Raw genomic sequence first — 21,175 nt, forward strand, 5'->3', positions numbered from 1 at the left:
ATACAGCCAAAGAAAAATCCGCTTAAGATTACCATCTTAAGCGGATTGATTCAGCAAAAGTTCAACGTTTAAGATGCTGATTCAGTCTTGTTTAGACGACTTTTCGCAACACTCTTGTTAATAAACGACTGCTGTAAAATAGTAATACTGTTGTTCACAATCCAGTACAACACCAGACCCGCAGGGAAGAACAACATAAATACCGTGAACATAATCGGCATAATGCGGAATACTTTCGCTTGCATTGGATCAGCAGGTTGCGGGTTCAACATTTGCTGAGCAAACATTGTCGCACCCATAATTAATGGCAAGATGAACCAAGGATCCATTGCTGACAAGTCTTGAATCCAGCCTAACCATGGCGCATGACGCAATTCCACACTTTCCATGAGTACCCAGTACAAAGCAAGGAAAATTGGCATTTGTAGCAATAATGGTAAGCAACCTGACAGTGGGTTAACTTGTTCACGTTTATAAAGTGCCATCATTTCTTGCGAGAAGCGCATACGGTCTTCACCGAACTCTTCTTTCATGCGTTGCATTTCTGGTGCAATCACACGCATTTTCGCCATAGAACGATAACTTTTTGAAGATAAAGGCCACAAAATCATCTTCACCATAATGGTAAGCAAGATGATCGACCATCCCCAGTTGCCTACAATGCTATGGAAGAATTGAAGACCTAAGAACAACAACTTGGCAATTGGCCATAACCAACCATAGTCAACAGTCTGGTTTAAACCTACAGCCAAATCTTTTAATTCAGATTGTACTTTTGGACCTGAATAAAGCTTCGCATCTACTTCCATTGAAGTGCCAGCTGGAACATTAATTACTGGCGACGTAAAGCCAATAATATTCATATGATCCGCAGACTGACGAGATTCAAGCTTCGCAACATAAGGCTGACCATTTGCTTGGGTCAGTTTAAGATTTCCAGGAATCCAAGCACTAACGAAATAATGCTGAACAATCGCAACCCATCCACCTTTAGCTTCAGTATTTACTTTTTCTTCTGAGAAATTAGCAAATTTAAGCTTGTTATAGTGTGAATCAGGCGTACCCCATGCTCCACCTAAGAAAGTTCCTAGTGTGAAAATACCTTGAGAAGACTTACCAGGATCCTCAGAGTTATCGCGCTTTAATTGTCCAAACATCTGACCTTGCCAATTTTGTTGGCTACGGTTAATGACTTGATGGCTTACAACAATTGGATACTGACCTTGAGTAAAGGTGAAAGTTTTAATAATTTCAACGCCTTCTGGTGTTTTAAATACCATAGGAACGTTTAAAACTTTTTCAGCCTGACCCTTTTGATCTTGTACACCTTTAGCATCAGCCAAAGTATATGATGTTTTTTCAACCGCATATAACGGACGACCACCACGACTACTGTCTGGTCCATTCAAACCAATTAAGCCAGATTGAGCAACATATGTACGCTTGGCATCATTTTCAAGCATAACAAAAGGTTGATTACTGTCTTTGCTTTTGTCGTGAGAGAGTAATTCAATACGAACAATATCACCACCTTTTGGATTAATCCAAATATGGTAAAGGTCAGTTTGTACTGAAATAAGCTGTTGATTCACAGGTGCAGTTGCATCTGTGGTTTGTGACTGCGCAATATTTGCTTGTGGCACATCGGAAGCCACTGTTGCAGTTTTGGCATTTGGCAAATCAGCAGATACTTCATGCGAACTTACAGCCGCCGCTTGTTGTTGCGGTGCAGTTGCAGCATTTCCATAATCTTTTTGCCAAGCCAAAATGAGCAAATATGCGGTGACAAACATGGCCCCGAGAATTGCAAACCTGGCCCATTGTTGCATATCTATTACCCCAAATGGTTAGAGAGATTTTGCTTCATTAAACGATCACGAAAGGGTACAGCAACATGATGCGTTTGAGAATCTATTTGATGAAACGAAATAAAACGAATTGCTTTTGGCGGTACCGGATCATATCCGGAGCCTCCCCATGGATGACAACGGCAAATACGTTTAGAAGATAACCAAACGCCTTTAATTGCACCATGAGTTTGTAATGCTTCTATCGCATATTGGGAACAAGTTGGAATATAACGACAACGGGGTCCAAGAAGCGGACTAATCGCAATTTGATACAGACGAATCAACCAACGCAAAATACGAACCATTGGTCATCTCTTAGTTCTGCGAGGTTGGGACAACTTTAGAATGTTTTTTTGCCAAGCGTTGTAATTTTTGCCAAGCAAAATCTAATTGTTGATATAGCTCAGCATTCGTAATCGTTTCAATACCAACTTTAGGCATTACAACAACATCTATGTCTAACCCAAATTTCGGCTGATTAAGACGAAAGCTCTCACGGGCAAGACGCTTTATTCGATTTCTTTCATGCGCACGGCGCACTTTTTTCTTAGCAACGACAATACCCAAACGGCTATTAGGCTGTTCGGTGAATTTTGCAAGAAATAAAAAATGGGGCTGATGCACTTTAAAAAGCGCACCATCAAATACACTTTTATAATCTGCAGCACAGCGTACACGACGATCTGTGCTAAAACTGTAAAGTGCCATCACACCCAAGTCTGGTCAGCTAACAGTAATTAAACAGTTAAGCTATGACGACCTTTTGCACGACGACGAGCTAAAACTTGACGACCAGCTTTAGTTGCCATACGAGCACGGAAACCATGAACGCGCTTACGCTTTAATTCAGATGGTTGGAAAGTACGTTTCATATTGAAACTCCCAAAAATGATCTTTCTATAAAGGTCCGCGATTTTATTGTGCAATGTTTACGCTGTCAATGAAAAACCGAGAAAGTTTTGTATTTAAGTCAAATTTTTACTTTCCTACCTTCTGTTTATATTTAGCTACTTTTTCTTATTTAAGAGTTATACACAAAGTAATTGTTTATTTTTATTGAGACTTTTAAGATATGCACTTCTTATTTACACACTTATCAACAAACCAAGATGTCAAAGTGGTTCTAGTTTGGTATATTTGAATTTAAATTCATATTTTTTAGTTATCCACAATTTGATGCAACCCTATTATATAAATTCAAATTTTAAAATTTAAATTTATTCTTATTAGTGTGGACTTTTTCTGTGGATTTCGTAGTTTTAAATTTAAAAAACATATATTTGAGTTGTTGATAACTCTGTTTTTATTAACTTTATAGATTGTGGATAAGTTTATGTGTTAATTTATCCACAGGATGTGCAAAAAGTTATTCACAATTGGTTTTGAATTTAAATTTATTCACAAGAGTTTTCTTTTTAGACAAAATCAACTGAAATCGTCATGACAGATGTGGATAACTTGGGTAGAATGGCGACCCCTTCTTATCAGGAAGGGTTAATCTTTAAATGATTTGAATTTAAAACGCAGACATAGGGGATACACATGCTTTGGACAGACTGCTTAACTCGCTTGCGACAAGAGCTCTCTGATAACGTCTTTGCGATGTGGATTCGCCCTTTAGTAGCTGAAGAAGTGGAGGGTATACTACGTCTATATGCTCCTAATCCTTATTGGACGCGTTATATTCAAGAGAATCATTTAGAGTTAATTTCTATATTGGCAGAACAACTGTCAGAAGGGCGAGTGCGTCAAGTTGAAATCTTGGTCGATTCCCGTCCTGGTAGTATTTTGTCTTCTAATGAGCAACCTGCAACTACTACAGCAGCTTTACAGACTGCTCATGTAGCTCAACCTGTTAAGGTTAAAAAGGAAGTAGAAGCTGTTGCTAATAATGTTGTTAATCCTAAAACATCAAAAAAGAAGCTTTTAAATCCACAATTTACATTTTCTTTATTTGTTGAAGGCCGTTCTAACCAGATGGCTGCTGAAACATGCAGGAAGGTTTTAACGCAATTAGGTGCATCTCAACACAATCCTTTGTTTTTATATGGTCCAACGGGCCTTGGTAAAACTCACTTAATGCAAGCAGTTGGTAATGCCTTGCTCCAAGCTAAGCCGAATGCGAGAGTCATGTATATGACTTCGGAAAGTTTTGTACAGGATTTTGTGAGTTCCTTACAAAAAGGAAAGGTTGAAGAATTTAAGAAAAATTGTCGTTCTCTAGATTTATTATTAGTTGATGATATTCACCTTTTGGCTGGTAAAGAAGCTAGTCTTGTTGAATTCTTTTATACATTTAACGCCTTACTTGATGAATCTAAACAAATTATTTTAACGTCTGACCGATATCCTAAAGAATTAACAGAACTTGACCCTCGATTGGTTTCTCGTTTTTCTTGGGGTCTATCAGTAGGTGTTGAACCGCCAGATATTGAAACACGAATCGAAATTTTACTTAAAAAAGCTGAAAATAGTGGCGTTGATTTGCCTAGAAACTGTGCATTATTTATTGCTCAACAAGTGGTAGCGAACGTACGTGAACTTGAAGGTGCGTTGAATAAAGTAGTTGCAATTTCACGTTTTAAAGGTGCTCCGATCGACCTTGATGTCGTACGAGAGTCTTTAAAAGATGTATTGGCGATTCGTGCACGTACAATTAGTGTAGAAAATATACAACGCGTGGTGAGTGAATATTTCCGTATCCCGTTAAAAGAATTAGTTGGTCCAAAACGAACACGAATTTATGCACGACCACGTCAATTGGCGATGGGGCTTGCTCGTGAATTGACGGGTGATAGTTTTCCGGAAATCGGAATGGCTTTTGGTGGACGAGACCATAGCACCGTAATGCATGCGTGTGAAAAAGTGGTTAGTTTGCGGGGAGAAGATCCTATCTTTGACGAAGATTATAAGAACTTATTACGTCTTCTTCAGAGTTAATGAAATCATAAGACGTTGTTGCAAAGTCTCCATAAGTGCAGCATAGTACACAGCTAAAAAATGAAATGTTTGCTCCAAGTTGCTAGAGGAATGAATCGTGCGTTTGAAAATCGCTAAAGAAAGTTTACTCAATGTTTTATCGCATGTTGTCGGTGCGGTAGAACGTCGTCATACCTTGAATATTCTTTCAAACGTCAAAATTCAGACTAATGGTCAAGCACTTACCATTACAGGTTCGGATTTAGAAGTTGAACTGGTGGCGAGTACTGCTTTATCAGAAGGGGCGTGCCTTGAAGCAGGTGAAACAACTGTTCCTGCGCGTAAGTTGATGGACATTTGTAAATCTTTGCCAACAGCTGCATTAATTGATTTACAAATTACTGAAGATCAACGATGTATTTTAAAGTCTGGTAATAGCCGTTTTGTATTAGGTACTCTGCCAGCTGAAGATTATCCGTTACTCAATACTGAGAATAGCCAAGGTACGCAAGTACAGGTGACTCAACGTGAATTAAAGCGTTTATTTGAAAAAACTGCTTTTGCGATGGCTGTACAAGATGTACGTTTTTATCTAACCGGTACTTTGTTAGAAATTGATGAAAATCAATTGCGTGCAGTAACAACTGATGGCCACCGTCTTGCTCTATGTGAAATTTTGGCTTCTTCTAGTTCATCTCAATTAGTTCAAGCAATTGTGCCGCGTAAAGCTGTTGGTGAATTACAACGTTTACTGAGTATTGAAGATGAGCAACTTACCTTGCTTATTGGTCGTGAATTATTAAATGTGACGATTAATACGCCAAGTCGTGATAAAGAACAAGGTGATATTACCGTTCGTTTTACGACGAAATTGATTGACGGAAAATTCCCTGATTACCGCCGTGTGATTCCACGTGGTGGTGATAAACATGTTTTGATTGGTCATGATGTATTTAAGCAATCATTACAGCGTGTCGCAATTTTAAGTAATGAAAAATTACGTGGTGTTTTCTTAAACTTTAATCAAGATTCTTTGCAGCTGCGTGCAAATAACCCTGAACAAGATGAAGCGATTGAAGATTTAGCAATCCAATATCAAAATTCACCATTAGAAATGTCATTTAATGCTCAATATTTACTTGATGTATTAGGTGTATTAGATGGTGATGATGTCAACATGAGCATGACTGAGGCGAACCAATCAGTATTGGTACAAGATCCAGCTCACCCTGATCAGACTTACGTTGTTATGCCGATGCGTGTTTAATTTGGTTTAATTCTATGCATCTTACGCGTTTAAACATAGAACGTGTGCGTAATTTAAAAACGGTTGCACTCCATGGTTTGCAACCGTTTAATGTTTTTTATGGCGCCAACGGTTCAGGAAAAACTTCAATTCTGGAAGCAATTCATTTGCTTGCAACAGGTCGTTCATTTCGTACACATATTCCAAAGAATTATATTCAATATGAAGCTGACGACGCGATTGTATTTGCTCAATCGGTGACTGAAAAAATCGGTATGCAGAAACTTGCTTCTGGTGAGCAGTTGATGAAAGTGAATGGCGATACGGTGGCAACACAAGGTCAGCTCGCCAAATTACTTCCTTTACAGCATATTGACCCCCAAAGTACAGATATTATTGATCATGGCGCTAAGCCAAGACGTCAGCTTCTAGATTGGCTGATGTTCCACGTGGAACCTGAATTTTATTTTGCATGGCAATACTACTCCCGTGCATTAAAACAGCGAAATACCTTACTCAAAACAAGACGCAATCTTTCTTTGGCTGATTTAGAGCCGTGGAACAAAATGTTGAGTGATTATGGTGAAATTTTGCACTCTCAGCGTTTAAGCATCGTAGAACAATGGAATGTTTATTTTCAAAATGACTTAAGTCAATTGCTGCCTGATTTAGAGATTGAACTGGAATATAGCCCAGGTTTTCATACTGAGCAGGGACTCATGCAAGACTTGTTAAATCAGCATCAAAAAGACATTGAAAGACGTTATACAGAGTATGGTCCACATCGAGCTGATTTGCGCTTAAAAACACCCTTTGGACACGCAGATGATGTTTTATCAAGAGGTCAGAAAAAACTCCTGATTATTGCTTTAAAACTGTCACAAATTGCAATGTTGCATGCGAGTAATAAGGAAACTGTGGTATTATTAGATGATCTGACAGCAGAATTAGACTTAACCGCACAACAACGTTTAATTGAACGATTAAGCCAACTTGGTAGCCAGGTTTTTATGACAACTTTAGATCATGCTTCGGTAAAAAAACACTTACATGATCTGTCCATTTCATATCAATTATTCAATGTTGAATCCGGTCAAGTTAGTCTTGCTTCACCATAATTTTTTGATGTTACCCATCTTTGAATAAACCTATATTTGCTAGGGAGAAACCATGAGTTCAGAGTCTCAATCAGCCTCTCAAACAGAACAAACCAATGAAAAGGCTTATGATTCCTCTAGTATTAAAGTATTACGTGGATTAGATGCAGTTCGTAAACGTCCGGGCATGTATATTGGGGATACAGACGACGGTACCGGTTTACACCATATGGTATTCGAGGTTGTCGATAACGCAATCGATGAAGCCTTAGCTGGCCACTGTGATGAAATCATTGTTACGATTCACGAAGATGAATCTGTGAGTGTTTCAGATAATGGTCGTGGTATTCCAACTGATATTCACCCTGAAGAAGGTGTTTCTGCAGCCGAAGTAATTCTTACTATTCTGCACGCAGGTGGTAAGTTCGATGACAACAGCTATAAAGTTTCAGGCGGTTTACACGGGGTAGGTGTTTCAGTTGTAAACGCACTTTCAAGTAAATTGCATTTAATTATTAATCGTGCTGGCCAAGTTCATGAGCAAGAATATCAACACGGCGATCCGCAATATCCTTTACGTGTGATTGGTGAAACGGATAGTAGTGGTACAACTGTACGTTTCTGGCCAAGTGAACTAACTTTTAGTCAAACCATTTTTAACGTTGAAATTTTAGCGCGTCGTTTACGTGAGCTTTCTTTCTTAAATGCGGGCGTGCGCATTGTTTTACGTGATGAGCGTATTAATCTTGAGCATGTATATGACTACGAAGGTGGTTTATCTGAGTTTGTAAAATACATTAACGAAGGTAAAACTCATCTCAATGAGATCTTCCATTTCACCGCAGATACCGAAAGTGGTATTGGTGTAGAAGTTGCATTGCAGTGGAATGAAAGTTATCAAGAAAACGTTCGTTGTTTCACAAACAACATTCCGCAAAAAGATGGTGGTACGCACTTAGCAGGTTTCCGTGCTGCTTTAACACGTGGCTTAAACCAGTATCTTGAAAATGAAAACATTCTCAAGAAAGAGAAAGTCAATGTGACTGGTGATGATGCGCGTGAAGGTTTAACGGCGATTATTTCGGTTAAAGTTCCTGATCCAAAGTTTTCGTCTCAAACGAAAGAAAAATTGGTATCAAGTGAAGTAAAACCGGCGGTTGAGCAAGCAATGAACAAAGAGTTCTCTGCTTACTTATTAGAAAACCCACAAGCTGCAAAATCGATTGCTGGAAAGATTATTGACGCTGCACGTGCACGTGATGCTGCGCGTAAGGCACGTGAAATGACACGCCGTAAGAGCGCGTTAGATATCGCTGGTTTACCAGGTAAATTAGCTGACTGTCAGGAAAAAGACCCAGCACTTTCTGAATTATATCTTGTCGAGGGTGACTCTGCGGGTGGTAGTGCCAAGCAAGGTCGTAACCGTAAAATGCAGGCTATTTTACCTTTGAAAGGTAAGATCTTGAACGTTGAACGTGCTCGCTTTGACAAAATGATTTCGAGTCAGGAAGTAGGTACATTAATTACAGCACTTGGCTGTGGTATTGGCCGTGAAGAATATAATCCTGACAAGCTTCGTTATCATAAAATTATCATCATGACCGATGCCGACGTCGATGGCTCGCACATCCGTACATTGTTATTAACGTTCTTCTTCCGTCAAATGCCTGAGTTGGTTGAACGTGGTCATATCTATATTGCACAGCCACCTTTGTATAAGCTGAAAAAAGGTAAGCAAGAGCAATACATCAAAGATAACGATGCATTAGAAACATACTTAATTTCAAATGCGATTGATGAGCTTGCTTTACATATTAGTGCTGAAGCACCTGCGATTACAGGCGAAGCATTGGCAAAAGTGATTCAGGACTATCAAGTTTCACAAAAGAGCCTACAGCGTTTAACATTGCGTTATCCAGCGAGCTTACTTGATGCATTACTTGAAATGGAAGCGTTTAAAGCTGACCAGAATCATGATCAAGCTTATGTACAACAATGGGCTGATCAAGTACGTGAAGCTATTCAACGACTACAGCCAAGTTTGCGTCCAGAAATTACACTGGAAACCTTTGAGCGTGAAAATGCTCAGGGTGAGAAAACTGCGCATTATTGGCCACGTGTGACAGTGTATGTTCATAACTTACCACATGCTTACTTACTTGATGCTGGCTTACTAAATTCAGCAGAATATGCTCGTTTATTGAAGAACTCGAAGAGTTGGTTCAAATTGATTGAAGACGGTGCATATTTACAGAAAGGTGATCGCCGTATTCAAGTGGCTAACTTCCATCAAGTATGGCAGCACATTTTGCAAGACTCACGTCGTGGAATGATGATTCAGCGCTATAAAGGTCTGGGCGAGATGAATGCTGAACAGCTTTGGGAAACCACAATGGACCCTGAAAACCGTAATATGTTACAGGTGACTATTGATGATGCAATCGAAGCAGACCGTATGTTCTCATGCTTAATGGGTGATGACGTTGAACCACGTCGTGCTTTCATTGAAGAAAATGCATTAAATGCAGATATTGATGCTTAATTGATAGCTAGATTCTAAATCAGTCTAGGGAGAGAAGATGATGAGTCAAAAAATTTTAGCAAGTATGCTGATTTCATGTGTGGCTTTAGTGAGTCATTCTGCATTTGCAGCTGACTTGGAAGCCGACATGAAAACTTTAGCAAAGAGCACAAAAGCCTTTGCTGAAGCGAAAGATCTCAATAACGCAAAACAGCAGCTTGTGATTATGCGTCAGGCAGCATTATCATCAAAAAAATCTTTACCTCATAAGTTGGAGGGTTTACCGCCGGAAAATGTACAGGTAAAACAATATCAAGCGGGTTTAGATCAGTTGGTTGCTGAAATTGATCGAGTTACTGTATTGGTTGATAAGGGTCAATTAGACCAAGCAAAATCAGAAGCAATTAATCTAGTTAATATCCGTAATGAAAACCACAAAAAATTTAGATAGATTCATTTTGATCTAAATAAAATAAAGGGAATGATTGATTCATTCCCTTTATTTTTTGGTCTATTTCAGTGTATTAAACCTAAAAAGATCAATTTTCTACTAAGTCTGTAACCTGAATGAGCGCATGGCCAAATAAATATCCAGCTGTTAATAGAATGCAGATCCACAAAATAGCTCCAGCGACATTATAGATCAAAAATTTTCCATAACTCATATTGCTAGAGCCTGCAGCTAATGGTGCAAAAGAACGTGCAAAAGGAATAAAGCGTGCCAGAAGAATAGTTTTGCCGCCGTGTTGTAAGAAATAACGGTTGGTTTTATTTAAATACTCTTTCTTAATAAAACGTGATTTTGCTTCAAAAATTCTGTTACCAAAATGACGACCGATAGAATAGTTCACAATATAGCCAAGCGTTGCAGCTACAGTCAGCAAAGTAATCATGTAACCTAGATGCATCATTTCAATCACTGAACACAAAGCACCAACGGTTAGAAGTAAACTGTCCCCAGGTAAAAAGAACATAAATACAAAAGCTGTTTCAGAAAAAATAATCAAAAAGAGGATGGCATAGACCCATGCGCCATACTCCTGAATTAAAATAGGTAAAAAATGTTCAAAATTAGTAATAAAATCAATAAAATTCATTCAGTTTGTCTGATCCCGAATTAAATACCTACTAAACAAGGGTAAAAACGAAGTTACAGAATTTAGTTAAATTATCTGTGTATGGCAACCCTTAAGATGTAGCTTAAGTTTTATATGTTATCAAATTTGAATCTATCTCAAAAATTTAACAGCTGAATGAAATATTATTCGAAGTCATTCACATTTTTATAAAGTAGCGCAAATAAAGCTCTTATTTGAACTAAAAGCCTGTACTGCTATTTAAAAAATACCAGTACAGGCAAGAACTTAGTTCTCGAAAGAGGCTTCCATTTCCTCAAGTTCCATCATAAGTTCTAAAAGTTGCTCTTCATATTGCTCAAGTTTAGCTTTCAGTTCAGTTTGTTCATTCATCAGCTTAAGCAAATCATCTTTACGTGCAGCTTCATATAGTGAGCTATCCGCTAAAGCTTCTTCAATCTTAGCAAGCAGTGGCTGTAGCTTTTCAATTTGAGATTCAACTTTTTCAATATTTTTACGAATAGGTCGAGTTTGTTCACGACGACGCGCGGCTTCTTTACGCTGTGCTTCTTTATCGATTTTAGCTGGGGCAGAAGTGGTAGAGGACGAGTTATTTTGTGCTACTGCAGTTTGAGCATTAATTTGTTGCTGACGGGCTTCACGTAGCCATTTAGCATAATCCTGTAAATCACCTTCAAACTCGGTACATTTACCGCCGTGTACTAAAAGAAGCTCATCACACACACTGGCAATAAGCTGACGTTCATGGGAAACCAGTACGACAGCACCTTCAAAATCTTGTAAAGCCATGCTCAGCGCATGTCGCATATCAAGATCTAAATGGTTCGTTGGTTCATCAAGAATTAAAACATTTGGACGCTGCCATACAATGAGTGCCAGAGCCAAACGAGCGCGCTCTCCACCAGAAAAGCTTTCACATGGTGTATCCATACGTTCACCACTGAAGCCGAAACTACCTAAGAAAGAGCGTAGGGTGGCTTCACTAATTTGTTTATCTGCTATACGGGCAAGCTGTAACATTGGGCTAGCGTGACCATCTAAAGCATCCATCTGGTGCTGCGCAAAGTAACCAATGTTAAGTAACTCGGAAGCTTTACGTTCACCTGCTAAAAGTGGTAAATCACCCACCAAGCTCTTAATTAATGTTGATTTACCTGCGCCATTCATACCGAGTAAACCAATACGCGAGTTTGGTGTAATTTGAAGTCTAATTTTTTCAGCGATTTGTTTATCGCCATAACCTATGCTGGCATTGTCTAAGGTCAGCAAAGGTGAACTCATTTTTGTCGGTTCACGGAAACTAAAAGTAAACGGCGTATCGACATGAGCGGGTGCGAGTTGTTGCATACGCTCAAGTTGTTTAATACGACTTTGTGCCTGACGAGCTTTAGTCGCTTTTGCTTTGAAACGATCAATAAATTTTTGTAGGTGAGCACGTGTTTCTTGCTGCTTCTCAAAAGCTTGTTGTTGTTGTGCTAAACGTTCACTTCGAGTTGTTTCAAATGTTGAATAGTTACCCGTATAAAGCGTGAGTTCCTGATTCTCAATATGGAGAATATGATCTGTAATCGCATCTAAAAAGTCGCGGTCATGTGAAATGAGGATGAGGGTACCTTCATAGGCTTTAAGCCAGTCTTCTAACCACAAAATTGCATCTAAGTCTAAGTGGTTGGTTGGTTCGTCTAGTAATAATAAATCGGAACGACTCATAAGGGTACGCGCCAAGTTTAAGCGCATACGCCATCCACCAGAGAAACTCTCAACGTTCAAACGCAATTGATTCTCTAGGAAACCTAAGCCCGCCATGAGCTGTGCAGCTTTAGATGGTGCTGAATAACCATGAATTTCATCAAAACGACCATGTAATTTAGCTAACTCAAAGTCACTTAGTTGATCTGGATGAGCAAGCTTATTTTGAATATCCCAAAACTCTTCATCACCTGAAAGAACAAAATCAATTGCTGGCATATCCAAAGCTTTTACTTCTTGTGCCATATGCGCAACAGTCCAGCCTGAAGGACGAGTAAGCGAACCTTCATCTGCGCTTAAACTTCCAAGTAACGCTGCAAATAAAGTTGATTTACCTGCTCCATTGACCCCAGTCAGACCAATCTTCCAACCTGGGTGTAATTGCATAGATGCTTTTTGAAATAGAACACGTCCACCGCGGCGTAAAGAAACTTGGTCAAATTGAATCATCTTGTTTTATCGAGGTGAGTTAGGGATGCTGTATTTTAAAGAGAACTGACCGTGAAGACAAAGTTTTAGCAGTTTTAGTTTATAAATGCTGGGATTGCATAGCTTAACCTAATCTCTATTTAAGCTATTCGTCTGAAAATATCTAAATTTTTAACGAGATAGACCACTTTTTAAAAAATATGGCTAAAATAAAAACAATTTAAAACTTGGTTGATAAATGAACTCCTAATAAAACTAGACTAAGGAAAGTCAAATGAAAAAAGGATTGGGGATAATTGGTACAGTATTTTGCTGTGCTATGGGAACAGCACATGCTGGGCAAAATGTATGTGTATTCGATTTATTGGGAAAATCAGGTGAATCCTACAAAATGATGGAAGAGTGGGCGCTTGCAGCCAAAAGTTGGCAAGCTGACATTACTTTAATTCCATTTCAAGATGAAGCTTTGGTAGATCGTAGATTGCGAGAGGGAAAATGTGACGCAGCTTATATGACCTCTATGCGAGCAAGAAATTATAATAAATTTGCAGGTTCGATTGATGCGATTGGTAGTGTGACCAGTAATGCAATTGCTCAAAAGGCAATTAGTTACGTTTTAGATCAGCGTAATAGACATCGCATGGTAACTACACAAAATGGAACAAACTACGAGGTTGTGGGTATTGTACAGATTGGTTTGGCTTATTTGTTTGTAAGAGATAAAAGCCTGAACTCAATTGAAAAAGTACGTGGTACTAAATTTGCTATTTTACAGTATGACGCAGCGCAAAAAATTATGGTTGAAAGTGTCGGTGCACATCCTATTCCATCGGAAATTACCGATTTTGTGAAAAAGTTTAATAGTGGCCAAGTCGAAGCAATTGCCGCACCTGCTTATGCTTATAAACCCTTAGAAATTGGTAAAGGCGTAGGAACGAATGGAGCGATGTTCACTTTTCCTGTTGTTAACGTTACAGGGGATTTAATAACAAGAAATGATAGATTTCCAGCCAACTTTGGAATCAAGTCTCGTGAATGGTTTATTAAACAGTTACCGCAAAACTTCAATATGGTAAAACAGTTGGAAGCAGGGGTACCGCCTAGAATTAAATTAAATTTTTCAGCTGAGGATAAGCTGAAATATCAAAAAATATTGCGTGAAGGACGGCTCAAATTAACCAAGCAAGGTGTCTATGATGCGACCATGATGAGTGTGCTGAAGCGTGCACGTTGTACGATTGAACGTACTAATTTTGAATGTACGCTCAATGATGAGTAGTTTGTTTTTTAATCACAAAATCGCTACACATATTTCAAAGCTGAATATGGGTATGAAAATTGTGAATATAAAAAGTAACTTACGGAAAATTAGAGATTTTTACTTCTAATAAATAATTTAAATAGAACAAACAATGATCCAATCAGATAAAAATATTTGAGTAAAAGCTCTATTTTTTTCTAAAAAACATGATTAATATCTGTGTTTGAAAGGAAACTTCAAACAAAAAATCTATTCCGTGGAAGGATGAAGAAAATGAAAAAAATCGTACTTGCTATGGCTGCCGCTTCTGTTGTTGGTTTTTCTGCTTCAGCACAAGCAGCGAGTACCGTGTGTGTATTCGACCTCTTAGGAAAAGCAGGCGACTCATATAAAATGATGGAAGAATGGGCTCTAGCTGCAAAAGGCTGGGGTACTGAAATTAACTTAGTTCCTCGTCAGGACGAGGCTGTTGCAGATAATGATTTTAAAGCTGGTAAATGTGATGCTGTAGCAATGACTGCTATGCGTGCACGCCAATATAACAAATTCGCAGGATCAATCGACTCGCTTGGTGGTGTTCCTAACAACCAAATCGCACAGCGTGCTATTACCTATGTATTAGATGCACGTAATGCTGCAAAAATGACAACTAACCTTGGTGGTAAAAAATACGAAGTTGCTGGTATCTCTCCGCTAGGTTCAGCATTTATTTTCGTACGTGACAAAAACATCAACTCTGTTGAAAAAGCTGCGGGTAAAAAATTCGCCGTATTAGGCTATGACGATGCACAAAAAATTATGGTGCAGCGTGTAGGTGCTCAGGCAGTTCTTTCTGATATTTCAAACTTTGCTGCTAAATTTAATAATGGTCAGGTAGATATGGTAGGTGCGCCTGCTTATGCATACAAACCATTAGAACTAAACAAAGGTTTAGGTGCAAACGGTGTAATGTGGAACTTCCCAGTTTTACACGTAACTGCTGACCTTGTATTACGTGCAGATAAATTCCCAGCGGGCTTTGGTCAAAAATCTCGTGATTGGTTCGTAAAACAATTACCTAAAAACTTTGCAATGATTAACCGCCTAGAAGCACAGATTCCGGGTAAATACAAAATGAACCTAAGTGCTGAAGACAAACTTAAGTACCAAAAAATGTTACGTGATGGTCGTATGGACTTAACGAAACGTGGTATTTACGATGCGGGTATGATGTCTGTATTGAAAAAAGCACGTTGTTCTGTAGACAAAGCTAACTTTGAATGTTCAATGGCTGGTGAATAATTCATATTGATCTTAAAAGCCTAGACTTAGTTCTAGGCTTTTTTACTTTATATAGGCTGTCAATTCAGCCATTGTGGATAGTTAGAAAGACGTTAAGCTAAATTTAGATAAAAACTTCATAAGGAAACATGAAGGTATAAAAATGGATCAAGGACTTGAGTGATTAAAAATAATTGCTAATAGGTAGGTCAGTCACTATCTATTTTTCATGGAAGTAAAATCATAAAAGCAAATTCGGTCTATAAAAATATTCCAACATGATTTTTATATGAAGCCTATCCGACTCATACCTGATCGGTATGAAATTTCTTGGTATCGAAAAACAAAAACTCCACAAGGAAAGGAACAACGAATATGCAATTTTCCAAAACGCTATTACTTGCTATGGGACTTACCACCGTTTCTTTTGCAGTTCAGGCTAAACAAACGGTATGTGTTTTTGACTTCGTTGGAAAAAATGGCGACGTTTATGCACTCATGAAAGATTATCAACTTGCCGCTAAAAACTGGGGAGCTGATATCGAACTAAAAGTAAACCAGAATGAAGCAGTGATTGCTGAAGATTTTAAAGCGGGTAAATGTGACGGCATTAGCGTATCAGGTATGCGCGGGCGTCAATTCAACTCATTTACAGGATCATTAGATGCTATTGGTGCGATTCCTGACCTCAAGCTTGCTGTAAAAATAATGCAAGGTTTAGCGAGTCCTACTTTTAGTAAATATATGGTTAATGGCCGCTATGAGGTTGTTGGTGTTATTCCCGTAGGAGATGCTTACCTTTTAGTAAACGACCGTAGCATTAATACAGTAGCGAAAGCTGCAGGTAAAAAAATTGCTGTACTAGATTACGATGAAGCGCAAAAGATTATGGTTCAGCAGGTAGGAGCACAGGCTGTAAGTGCTGATGTGACTAACTTTGGCGCTAAATTTAATAACCATCAGGTCGATATTATTGGTGCACCAGCAGCAGCATTTAAACCTTTAGAGCTACAAAAAGGCTTAGGTACGAAAGGAGCAATCGTTAACTATCCAATCTTACAGGTAACTGGAAATATTATTATCCGTCCAGATAAATTCCCAGCTGGATTTGGTCAGAAATCTAGAGAATGGGTGGCAGGTCAGCTGCCTCGTGCCTTTACTATTTTAGGAAAAATGAAAGCAGATATTCCACAAAAATACTGGATGGATGTTCCTGCTGCTGATAAACCGGGCTATCAAAAGCTTATGCGTGAATCACGAATTAATCTTACAAAGCGTGGTGTTTATGATAAACGGATGATGAAATTATTATGGCAATTCCGTTGTAAACAAGATGCGAAAAACTTCGAATGCGGCTTACAAGATGAGAATTACAAATAATCTTGATAAAAATACTCAAGATTCGCTTTAAACTTCGAAGACAGACCCTATATTGATTATGCTATACTCAATATAGGGTCTTTTTTATTTTGAAAGGCACAGCAAAATCCGAGGAACCATCATCATGAATGCCCAAGCTCTAGTTTTGACAGATAATGCTGCCAATAAGGTACGCCAACTCCGTGATAGTGAAGGGAATGACGATCTCATGTTACGTGTATATGTAACAGGTGGTGGATGTTCAGGGTTTTCGTATGGCTTCAATTTTGCTGAAAGCGTAAATGAAGATGACGCAGAATTCGTAAATGGCGATGTAAAAATGCTGGTTGACTCACTTAGCTACCAATACCTTATTGGTTCAGTAGTTGACTATGTAGAAGGCCTTGAAGGTTCACGTTTTATCGTACAAAACCCGAATGCAACAACAACATGTGGTTGCGGTTCATCTTTCTCGATTTAAAAGAATTTTAAAATTTAAAAAACCTCTCTATTTTGAGAGGTTTTTTATTGCCTATATCTTTACTCTTCACGGACAGATTCTAAAAAATATTGCACGAGTTCTGGTGCATTTTGATATGGAATCCAATGCGATGCATCCATAAAAACTGCGTCATAACTATTTTTAAAATAATGTGAGTTTAGCTCGGCACTTTTTTCTGTAACGGCAATATCATGCTTACCCCAAATAAACAACGTTGGAACATCTATGGCTTTAAGCGAATTCCGAGCTTTATCCCAGAAAAATCCTCGATACCAATTTAACGCCGTTGTTAATCTATTTTCTTTTATAAATTCAGTTTCGAATATTTCAATTTGTTGTTCAGTCATGCCTGATGACTTTAGAAACTTACGGCCTAATTTCGGTATCTTTTTAAATAAAAGTTCGGGCAGAATCGGTAGCTGAAAAATTGCAAAATAATAAGATTTAAAAAGTTGTCTACTGCTTAAACAAGCTTTTAAAAATGCGGCTTGATGAGGTACAGAAACTAAAGTGAGATGTTGAATATATTGTGGATACTTCATGGCTACACTAGACGCAATTACAGAACCCCAGTCGTGCCCAATTAAATAAACTGGTTGACCAATTTGTTTAATAAAGCTTGCCACATCTTCTACAAGTTCACTCAGAGAATACTCAAATCGGCTTTGAGGCCTAGCATTTAAACTATAACCACGTTGATGAATCGCAAGCGTTCTAAATCCATGCTGATGCAATAGTTCAGAAGTTTGCTCCCAACTATGGGCAGTTTCTGGAAAACCATGCAATAAAACAACGAGAGGACCATCTATAGGGCCTGAATCAATCACATCGAATGTCCAAGCCCCACGAGTGTATTGATGAATACGATTGGTCAAATCCATAACAACATGCCTTAAATTATTTTTGTCGGCATTTATCATGAGTTTTTATGTCTATTTACATAACAGCATTTCGGGTCAGTAAATGTGTTATGAGGTCGAATCTAGGTAAAAGAACTTATAAAAAATCTTATACCGCTGTGATTGTTCCTAGAATTCTAAAATTCGAAGCACCTGTTACCGCTGGCAAATTACCACTTAAACCATTTACAAAACGCATAGCTAACCATGCAAATGCGGTAGCCTCCACCCAAGTAGGGGAGAGCCCTAAAACATCTGTAGGTTGAACAGACCAATTATGTTTACGTAAACGCCAACGTAATTGCTCTAACAAATAAGAGTTATAAGCACCACCACCACATACATATACTTCACCTGTTTCCATCTCAGAGCGATAAATCGCTTTTTGAATGGCACGCACAGTAAGCTTTAATAAAGTTGCTTGGATATTTTCAGGTGTATCTTCTAACTCATCGTAAGTTAAATCATTACGCCAATCAATTAACTGATCATCTAGCCAGTCAATATTGAAGTCTTCACGTCCTGTGCTCTTAGGTGGTTCTTTAGAAAAATACTCATGCGCATGGAGACGATCGAGTAAAGAGCGGATAGGATGACCATAAGCAGCCCAATCACCATTTTCATCATATGGATGACCCGTGTGGCGATGACACCATGCATCCATCAAAATATTCGCAGGCCCCGTATCAAACCCAAATACGCCGTCAGGATTATTGGCAGGCAACATACTTACATTGGCAATGCCACCTAAATTCAAAATCACACGATGAATGCTTGGATGTTGAAATAATGCCTGATGAAAAGCTGGAACTAATGGAGCACCTTGTCCGCCTGCAGCCATATCTCTACGACGGAAATCAGAAACAACCGGAATCTGAGTAATTTCAGTAATGATGTTTGGATCGCCAATTTGTAACGTAAAGCCATGCTCTGGACGATGACGAATAGTTTGCCCATGTGAACCAATCGCTTTAATTTGGCTACGGTCTAATTGATGCTTTTCAATTAAGCTATTAATCCCGTGACCAATCATTTTGGCTAGGGCAACATCGGCTTTACCCATGCGGTCAATTTCATTGTCATCGGGTAAAGTTAATCCCATAAGCTCATCACGTAACTCGGGTTCGAATGGAACTGTAAGAGTGGCATGAAGCTGTAGTGGCTCAAATGAAGCCGCAACAATATCTACACCATCCATACTAGTGCCAGTCATTACGCCGATATAGATTGCGCTCATATGCAACTTCCCCTGCAAGACGCTGAAAAAATGTTAGTATATCGCACAAATTGAATAACTGATGTGTTTAGGTTTTGTGATGTCAAATTTCTTGCCCGCCGAAGAACAGCTTGCCCTCATCCAACGAGGCACGCACGAAATTATTTCAGAAGAAGATTTACTGAAAAAGCTTAAAGAGAATCGTCCTCTTAAAATTAAAGCTGGTTTTGACCCTACTGCACCAGATTTACATTTAGGACATACGGTTCTTATTAACAAACTAAAAACGTTCCAAGACTTGGGCCATGAAGTTACCTTCTTAATTGGTGACTATACAGCGATGATCGGTGACCCAACTGGTAAAAGCGCAACGCGTCCACCGTTGTCACGTGAACAAGTAGAAGCTAACGCTAAAACTTATCAAGAACAAGTTTTCAAAATATTAGATCCAAATAAAACAAAAGTACGTTTTAACTCAGAATGGTTTAATCAAAAGTCTGCTGCTGACCTTATTCAATTAGCAAGCCAGCAAACTGTGTCTCGTATGTTAGAACGTGATGACTTTACTAAGCGTTATAGCAACCATCAGCCGATTGCAATTCATGAGTTTTTATATCCTCTAGTTCAAGGTTATGACTCAATTGCACTTGAAGCTGACGTTGAGTTAGGCGGAACAGACCAGACCTTTAACTTACTTATGGGTCGTACCTTACAAAGCCGTTATGGCCAAGAATCACAAGTATGTATCACTGTGCCGATTCTAGAAGGTCTAGATGGCGTAAATAAAATGTCTAAATCCTTAGGTAACTATATTGGTGTATTTGATACACCAGGGGCAATGTACCAAAAAGTATTATCAATGCCTGACTCTTTAATCGAACGCTATTTCGATTTATTAAGTTTTAAATCTCTCGATGAGATCAAAGCTTTATTAGATGAAATTGCTGCAGGTCGTAATCCGCAGGAAGTAAAACGTATTCTCGCGCTTGAGCTAGTTGAACGCTTCCATGATGCAGAAGCAGCTGCTAATGCTCATAAAAGTGCTGGTAACCGTATTACAGAAGGTGAAGTACCTGAAGATACACCTGAAGTGACTATTTCGCGTGGCGAGTTTGGTGGAGAAATCTTTATTGCCACGATTTTACGTGTAGCAGGCCTAAATCCAAATGCAGCAGCTGCAAAAGATGCGGTAGCTCGCGGTGCAGTAAAAGTTGACTGGAATGCTGTTGATGCAGGTTTCTCTGTAAAAGAAAACGGTACTTTCATTATTCAGTCAGGTAAAAAAGCAATTGCACGAGTAACATTCACTGACTAAGAATGTTGTGTAGTGATAAAAAGCAGGAGTAATCCTGCTTTTTTTATTTCTGGATCATAAAATCAATTAAACGTTCCACGTGGAACCCACTAAACATAATTAATGATAAAAGAACTAATTTAAAAATAAGAAGAAATATAGGTTGAAATAGAGTATTTACTCTATTGTTTCTTTGGAATCTTTGGAATCTTTGGAATCTTTGGAATCTTTGGAATCTTTGGAATCTTTGGAATCTTTGGAATCTTTGGAACCGAAAATGATATATATGTCTATGAGCTCTATAAAAAGACATCAAAAATCTAAGGTAAACTGTATTTTTCCAAAATAGAAATTAATAAAAGTGGTGAAAATGCCTAAAAAAAAGCCATATATATCACTTTTTTTGCAAAATAGCAGAAAAAAACGGCACTCAATAGAAAAAGGCTGAAATACCCCTTGCAAAGGGATCTTAATCC

General features: G+C 38.5%; 18 protein-coding genes. 10 read left to right on the forward strand and 8 right to left on the reverse strand.

Translation table 11 applies throughout. The features are described from left to right. Positions 1–68: 68 nt before the first annotated feature. Genes yidC through rpmH form a run of 4 tightly spaced genes read right to left on the reverse strand, consistent with a single transcriptional unit; the run spans position 69 to position 2,722 of the window. A complete protein-coding gene (gene yidC / locus B554_RS0101290; RefSeq protein WP_004706192.1) occupies positions 69–1,829 on the reverse strand; it encodes a membrane protein insertase YidC in 1,761 nt (586 codons plus the stop codon). A 5-nt stretch (positions 1,830–1,834) separates the two neighbouring features. Continuing rightward, the gene (gene yidD, locus B554_RS0101295; RefSeq protein WP_004706194.1) at positions 1,835–2,155 is read right to left on the reverse strand and encodes a membrane protein insertion efficiency factor YidD; all 321 of its coding nucleotides are present in this window, start codon (positions 2,153–2,155) and stop codon (positions 1,835–1,837) included. Positions 2,156–2,165: 10 nt separating this feature from the next. Further along, positions 2,166–2,558 (reverse strand): ribonuclease P protein component, encoded by a 393-nt coding sequence (gene rnpA / locus B554_RS0101300; protein ID WP_004706196.1) that lies wholly within the window; start codon positions 2,556–2,558, stop codon positions 2,166–2,168. A 29-nt stretch (positions 2,559–2,587) separates the two neighbouring features. Next, positions 2,588–2,722, reverse strand: coding sequence for a 50S ribosomal protein L34 (rpmH, locus tag B554_RS0101305; RefSeq protein WP_000831329.1), 135 nt, complete (start codon positions 2,720–2,722; stop codon positions 2,588–2,590). A 670-nt stretch (positions 2,723–3,392) separates the two neighbouring features. Between rpmH and dnaA the strand changes: the two genes are divergently transcribed. The 5 genes from dnaA to cybC all read left to right on the forward strand — a co-directional run bounded on the left by dnaA (position 3,393) and on the right by cybC (position 10,084). Next, a complete protein-coding gene (gene dnaA, locus B554_RS0101310) occupies positions 3,393–4,790 on the forward strand; it encodes a chromosomal replication initiator protein DnaA (RefSeq protein WP_019456679.1) in 1,398 nt (465 codons plus the stop codon). A 97-nt stretch (positions 4,791–4,887) separates the two neighbouring features. Then, entirely contained in the window at positions 4,888–6,036 is a 1,149-nt protein-coding gene (gene dnaN, locus B554_RS0101315; protein ID WP_019456680.1) for a DNA polymerase III subunit beta, read from the forward strand. A 14-nt stretch (positions 6,037–6,050) separates the two neighbouring features. Next, on the forward strand, positions 6,051–7,133 hold the full coding sequence (recF, locus tag B554_RS0101320) for a DNA replication/repair protein RecF (RefSeq protein ID WP_019456681.1): 1,083 nt from the start codon (positions 6,051–6,053) through the stop codon (positions 7,131–7,133). A 52-nt stretch (positions 7,134–7,185) separates the two neighbouring features. Continuing rightward, the gene (gene gyrB / locus B554_RS0101325; protein WP_004698165.1) at positions 7,186–9,654 is read left to right on the forward strand and encodes a DNA topoisomerase (ATP-hydrolyzing) subunit B; all 2,469 of its coding nucleotides are present in this window, start codon (positions 7,186–7,188) and stop codon (positions 9,652–9,654) included. 37 nt (positions 9,655–9,691) lie between these two features. Continuing rightward, complete coding sequence (cybC, locus tag B554_RS0101330) at positions 9,692–10,084, forward strand: cytochrome b562 (RefSeq protein ID WP_019456682.1); 393 nt, start codon at positions 9,692–9,694, stop codon at positions 10,082–10,084. A gap of 88 nt (positions 10,085–10,172) precedes the next feature. Here the strand turns inward: cybC and B554_RS0101335 are convergent, their stop codons facing one another. Beyond that, positions 10,173–10,730: a VTT domain-containing protein gene (locus tag B554_RS0101335; RefSeq protein ID WP_002051888.1), complete on the reverse strand. Its 558-nt coding sequence runs from the start codon at positions 10,728–10,730 to the stop codon at positions 10,173–10,175. Positions 10,731–10,997: 267 nt separating this feature from the next. Then, positions 10,998–12,929, reverse strand: a complete 1,932-nt coding sequence (abc-f, locus tag B554_RS0101340; protein WP_019456683.1) for a ribosomal protection-like ABC-F family protein — start codon at positions 12,927–12,929, stop codon at positions 10,998–11,000. Positions 12,930–13,182: 253 nt separating this feature from the next. Between abc-f and B554_RS0101345 the strand changes: the two genes are divergently transcribed. The 4 genes from B554_RS0101345 to erpA all read left to right on the forward strand — a co-directional run bounded on the left by B554_RS0101345 (position 13,183) and on the right by erpA (position 17,269). Continuing rightward, on the forward strand, positions 13,183–14,187 hold the full coding sequence (locus tag B554_RS0101345; protein WP_019456684.1) for a putative solute-binding protein: 1,005 nt from the start codon (positions 13,183–13,185) through the stop codon (positions 14,185–14,187). Positions 14,188–14,442: 255 nt separating this feature from the next. Then, complete coding sequence (locus tag B554_RS0101350; RefSeq protein ID WP_004698179.1) at positions 14,443–15,450, forward strand: putative solute-binding protein; 1,008 nt, start codon at positions 14,443–14,445, stop codon at positions 15,448–15,450. Between the two features lie 354 nt (positions 15,451–15,804). Then, the gene (locus tag B554_RS0101355) at positions 15,805–16,809 is read left to right on the forward strand and encodes a putative solute-binding protein (protein ID WP_019456685.1); all 1,005 of its coding nucleotides are present in this window, start codon (positions 15,805–15,807) and stop codon (positions 16,807–16,809) included. A gap of 124 nt (positions 16,810–16,933) precedes the next feature. Beyond that, entirely contained in the window at positions 16,934–17,269 is a 336-nt protein-coding gene (erpA, locus tag B554_RS0101360) for an iron-sulfur cluster insertion protein ErpA (protein WP_002115421.1), read from the forward strand. Positions 17,270–17,328: 59 nt separating this feature from the next. On the opposite strand, the gene B554_RS0101365 is transcribed toward erpA, so the two are convergent. After that, positions 17,329–18,171, reverse strand: a complete 843-nt coding sequence (locus B554_RS0101365) for an alpha/beta fold hydrolase (protein ID WP_019456686.1) — start codon at positions 18,169–18,171, stop codon at positions 17,329–17,331. Between the two features lie 127 nt (positions 18,172–18,298). Next, positions 18,299–19,426 (reverse strand): anhydro-N-acetylmuramic acid kinase, encoded by a 1,128-nt coding sequence (locus B554_RS0101370; RefSeq protein ID WP_019456687.1) that lies wholly within the window; start codon positions 19,424–19,426, stop codon positions 18,299–18,301. 61 nt (positions 19,427–19,487) lie between these two features. Here B554_RS0101370 and tyrS point away from each other — a divergent pair, with 61 nt between their 5' ends. Further along, positions 19,488–20,720 (forward strand): tyrosine--tRNA ligase, encoded by a 1,233-nt coding sequence (gene tyrS, locus B554_RS0101375; protein WP_019456688.1) that lies wholly within the window; start codon positions 19,488–19,490, stop codon positions 20,718–20,720. Positions 20,721–21,175: the final 455 nt, after the last annotated feature.

This window comes from Acinetobacter sp. GG2 (genome assembly GCF_000292385.1).
GTDB lineage: Bacteria > Pseudomonadota > Gammaproteobacteria > Pseudomonadales > Moraxellaceae > Acinetobacter > Acinetobacter seifertii.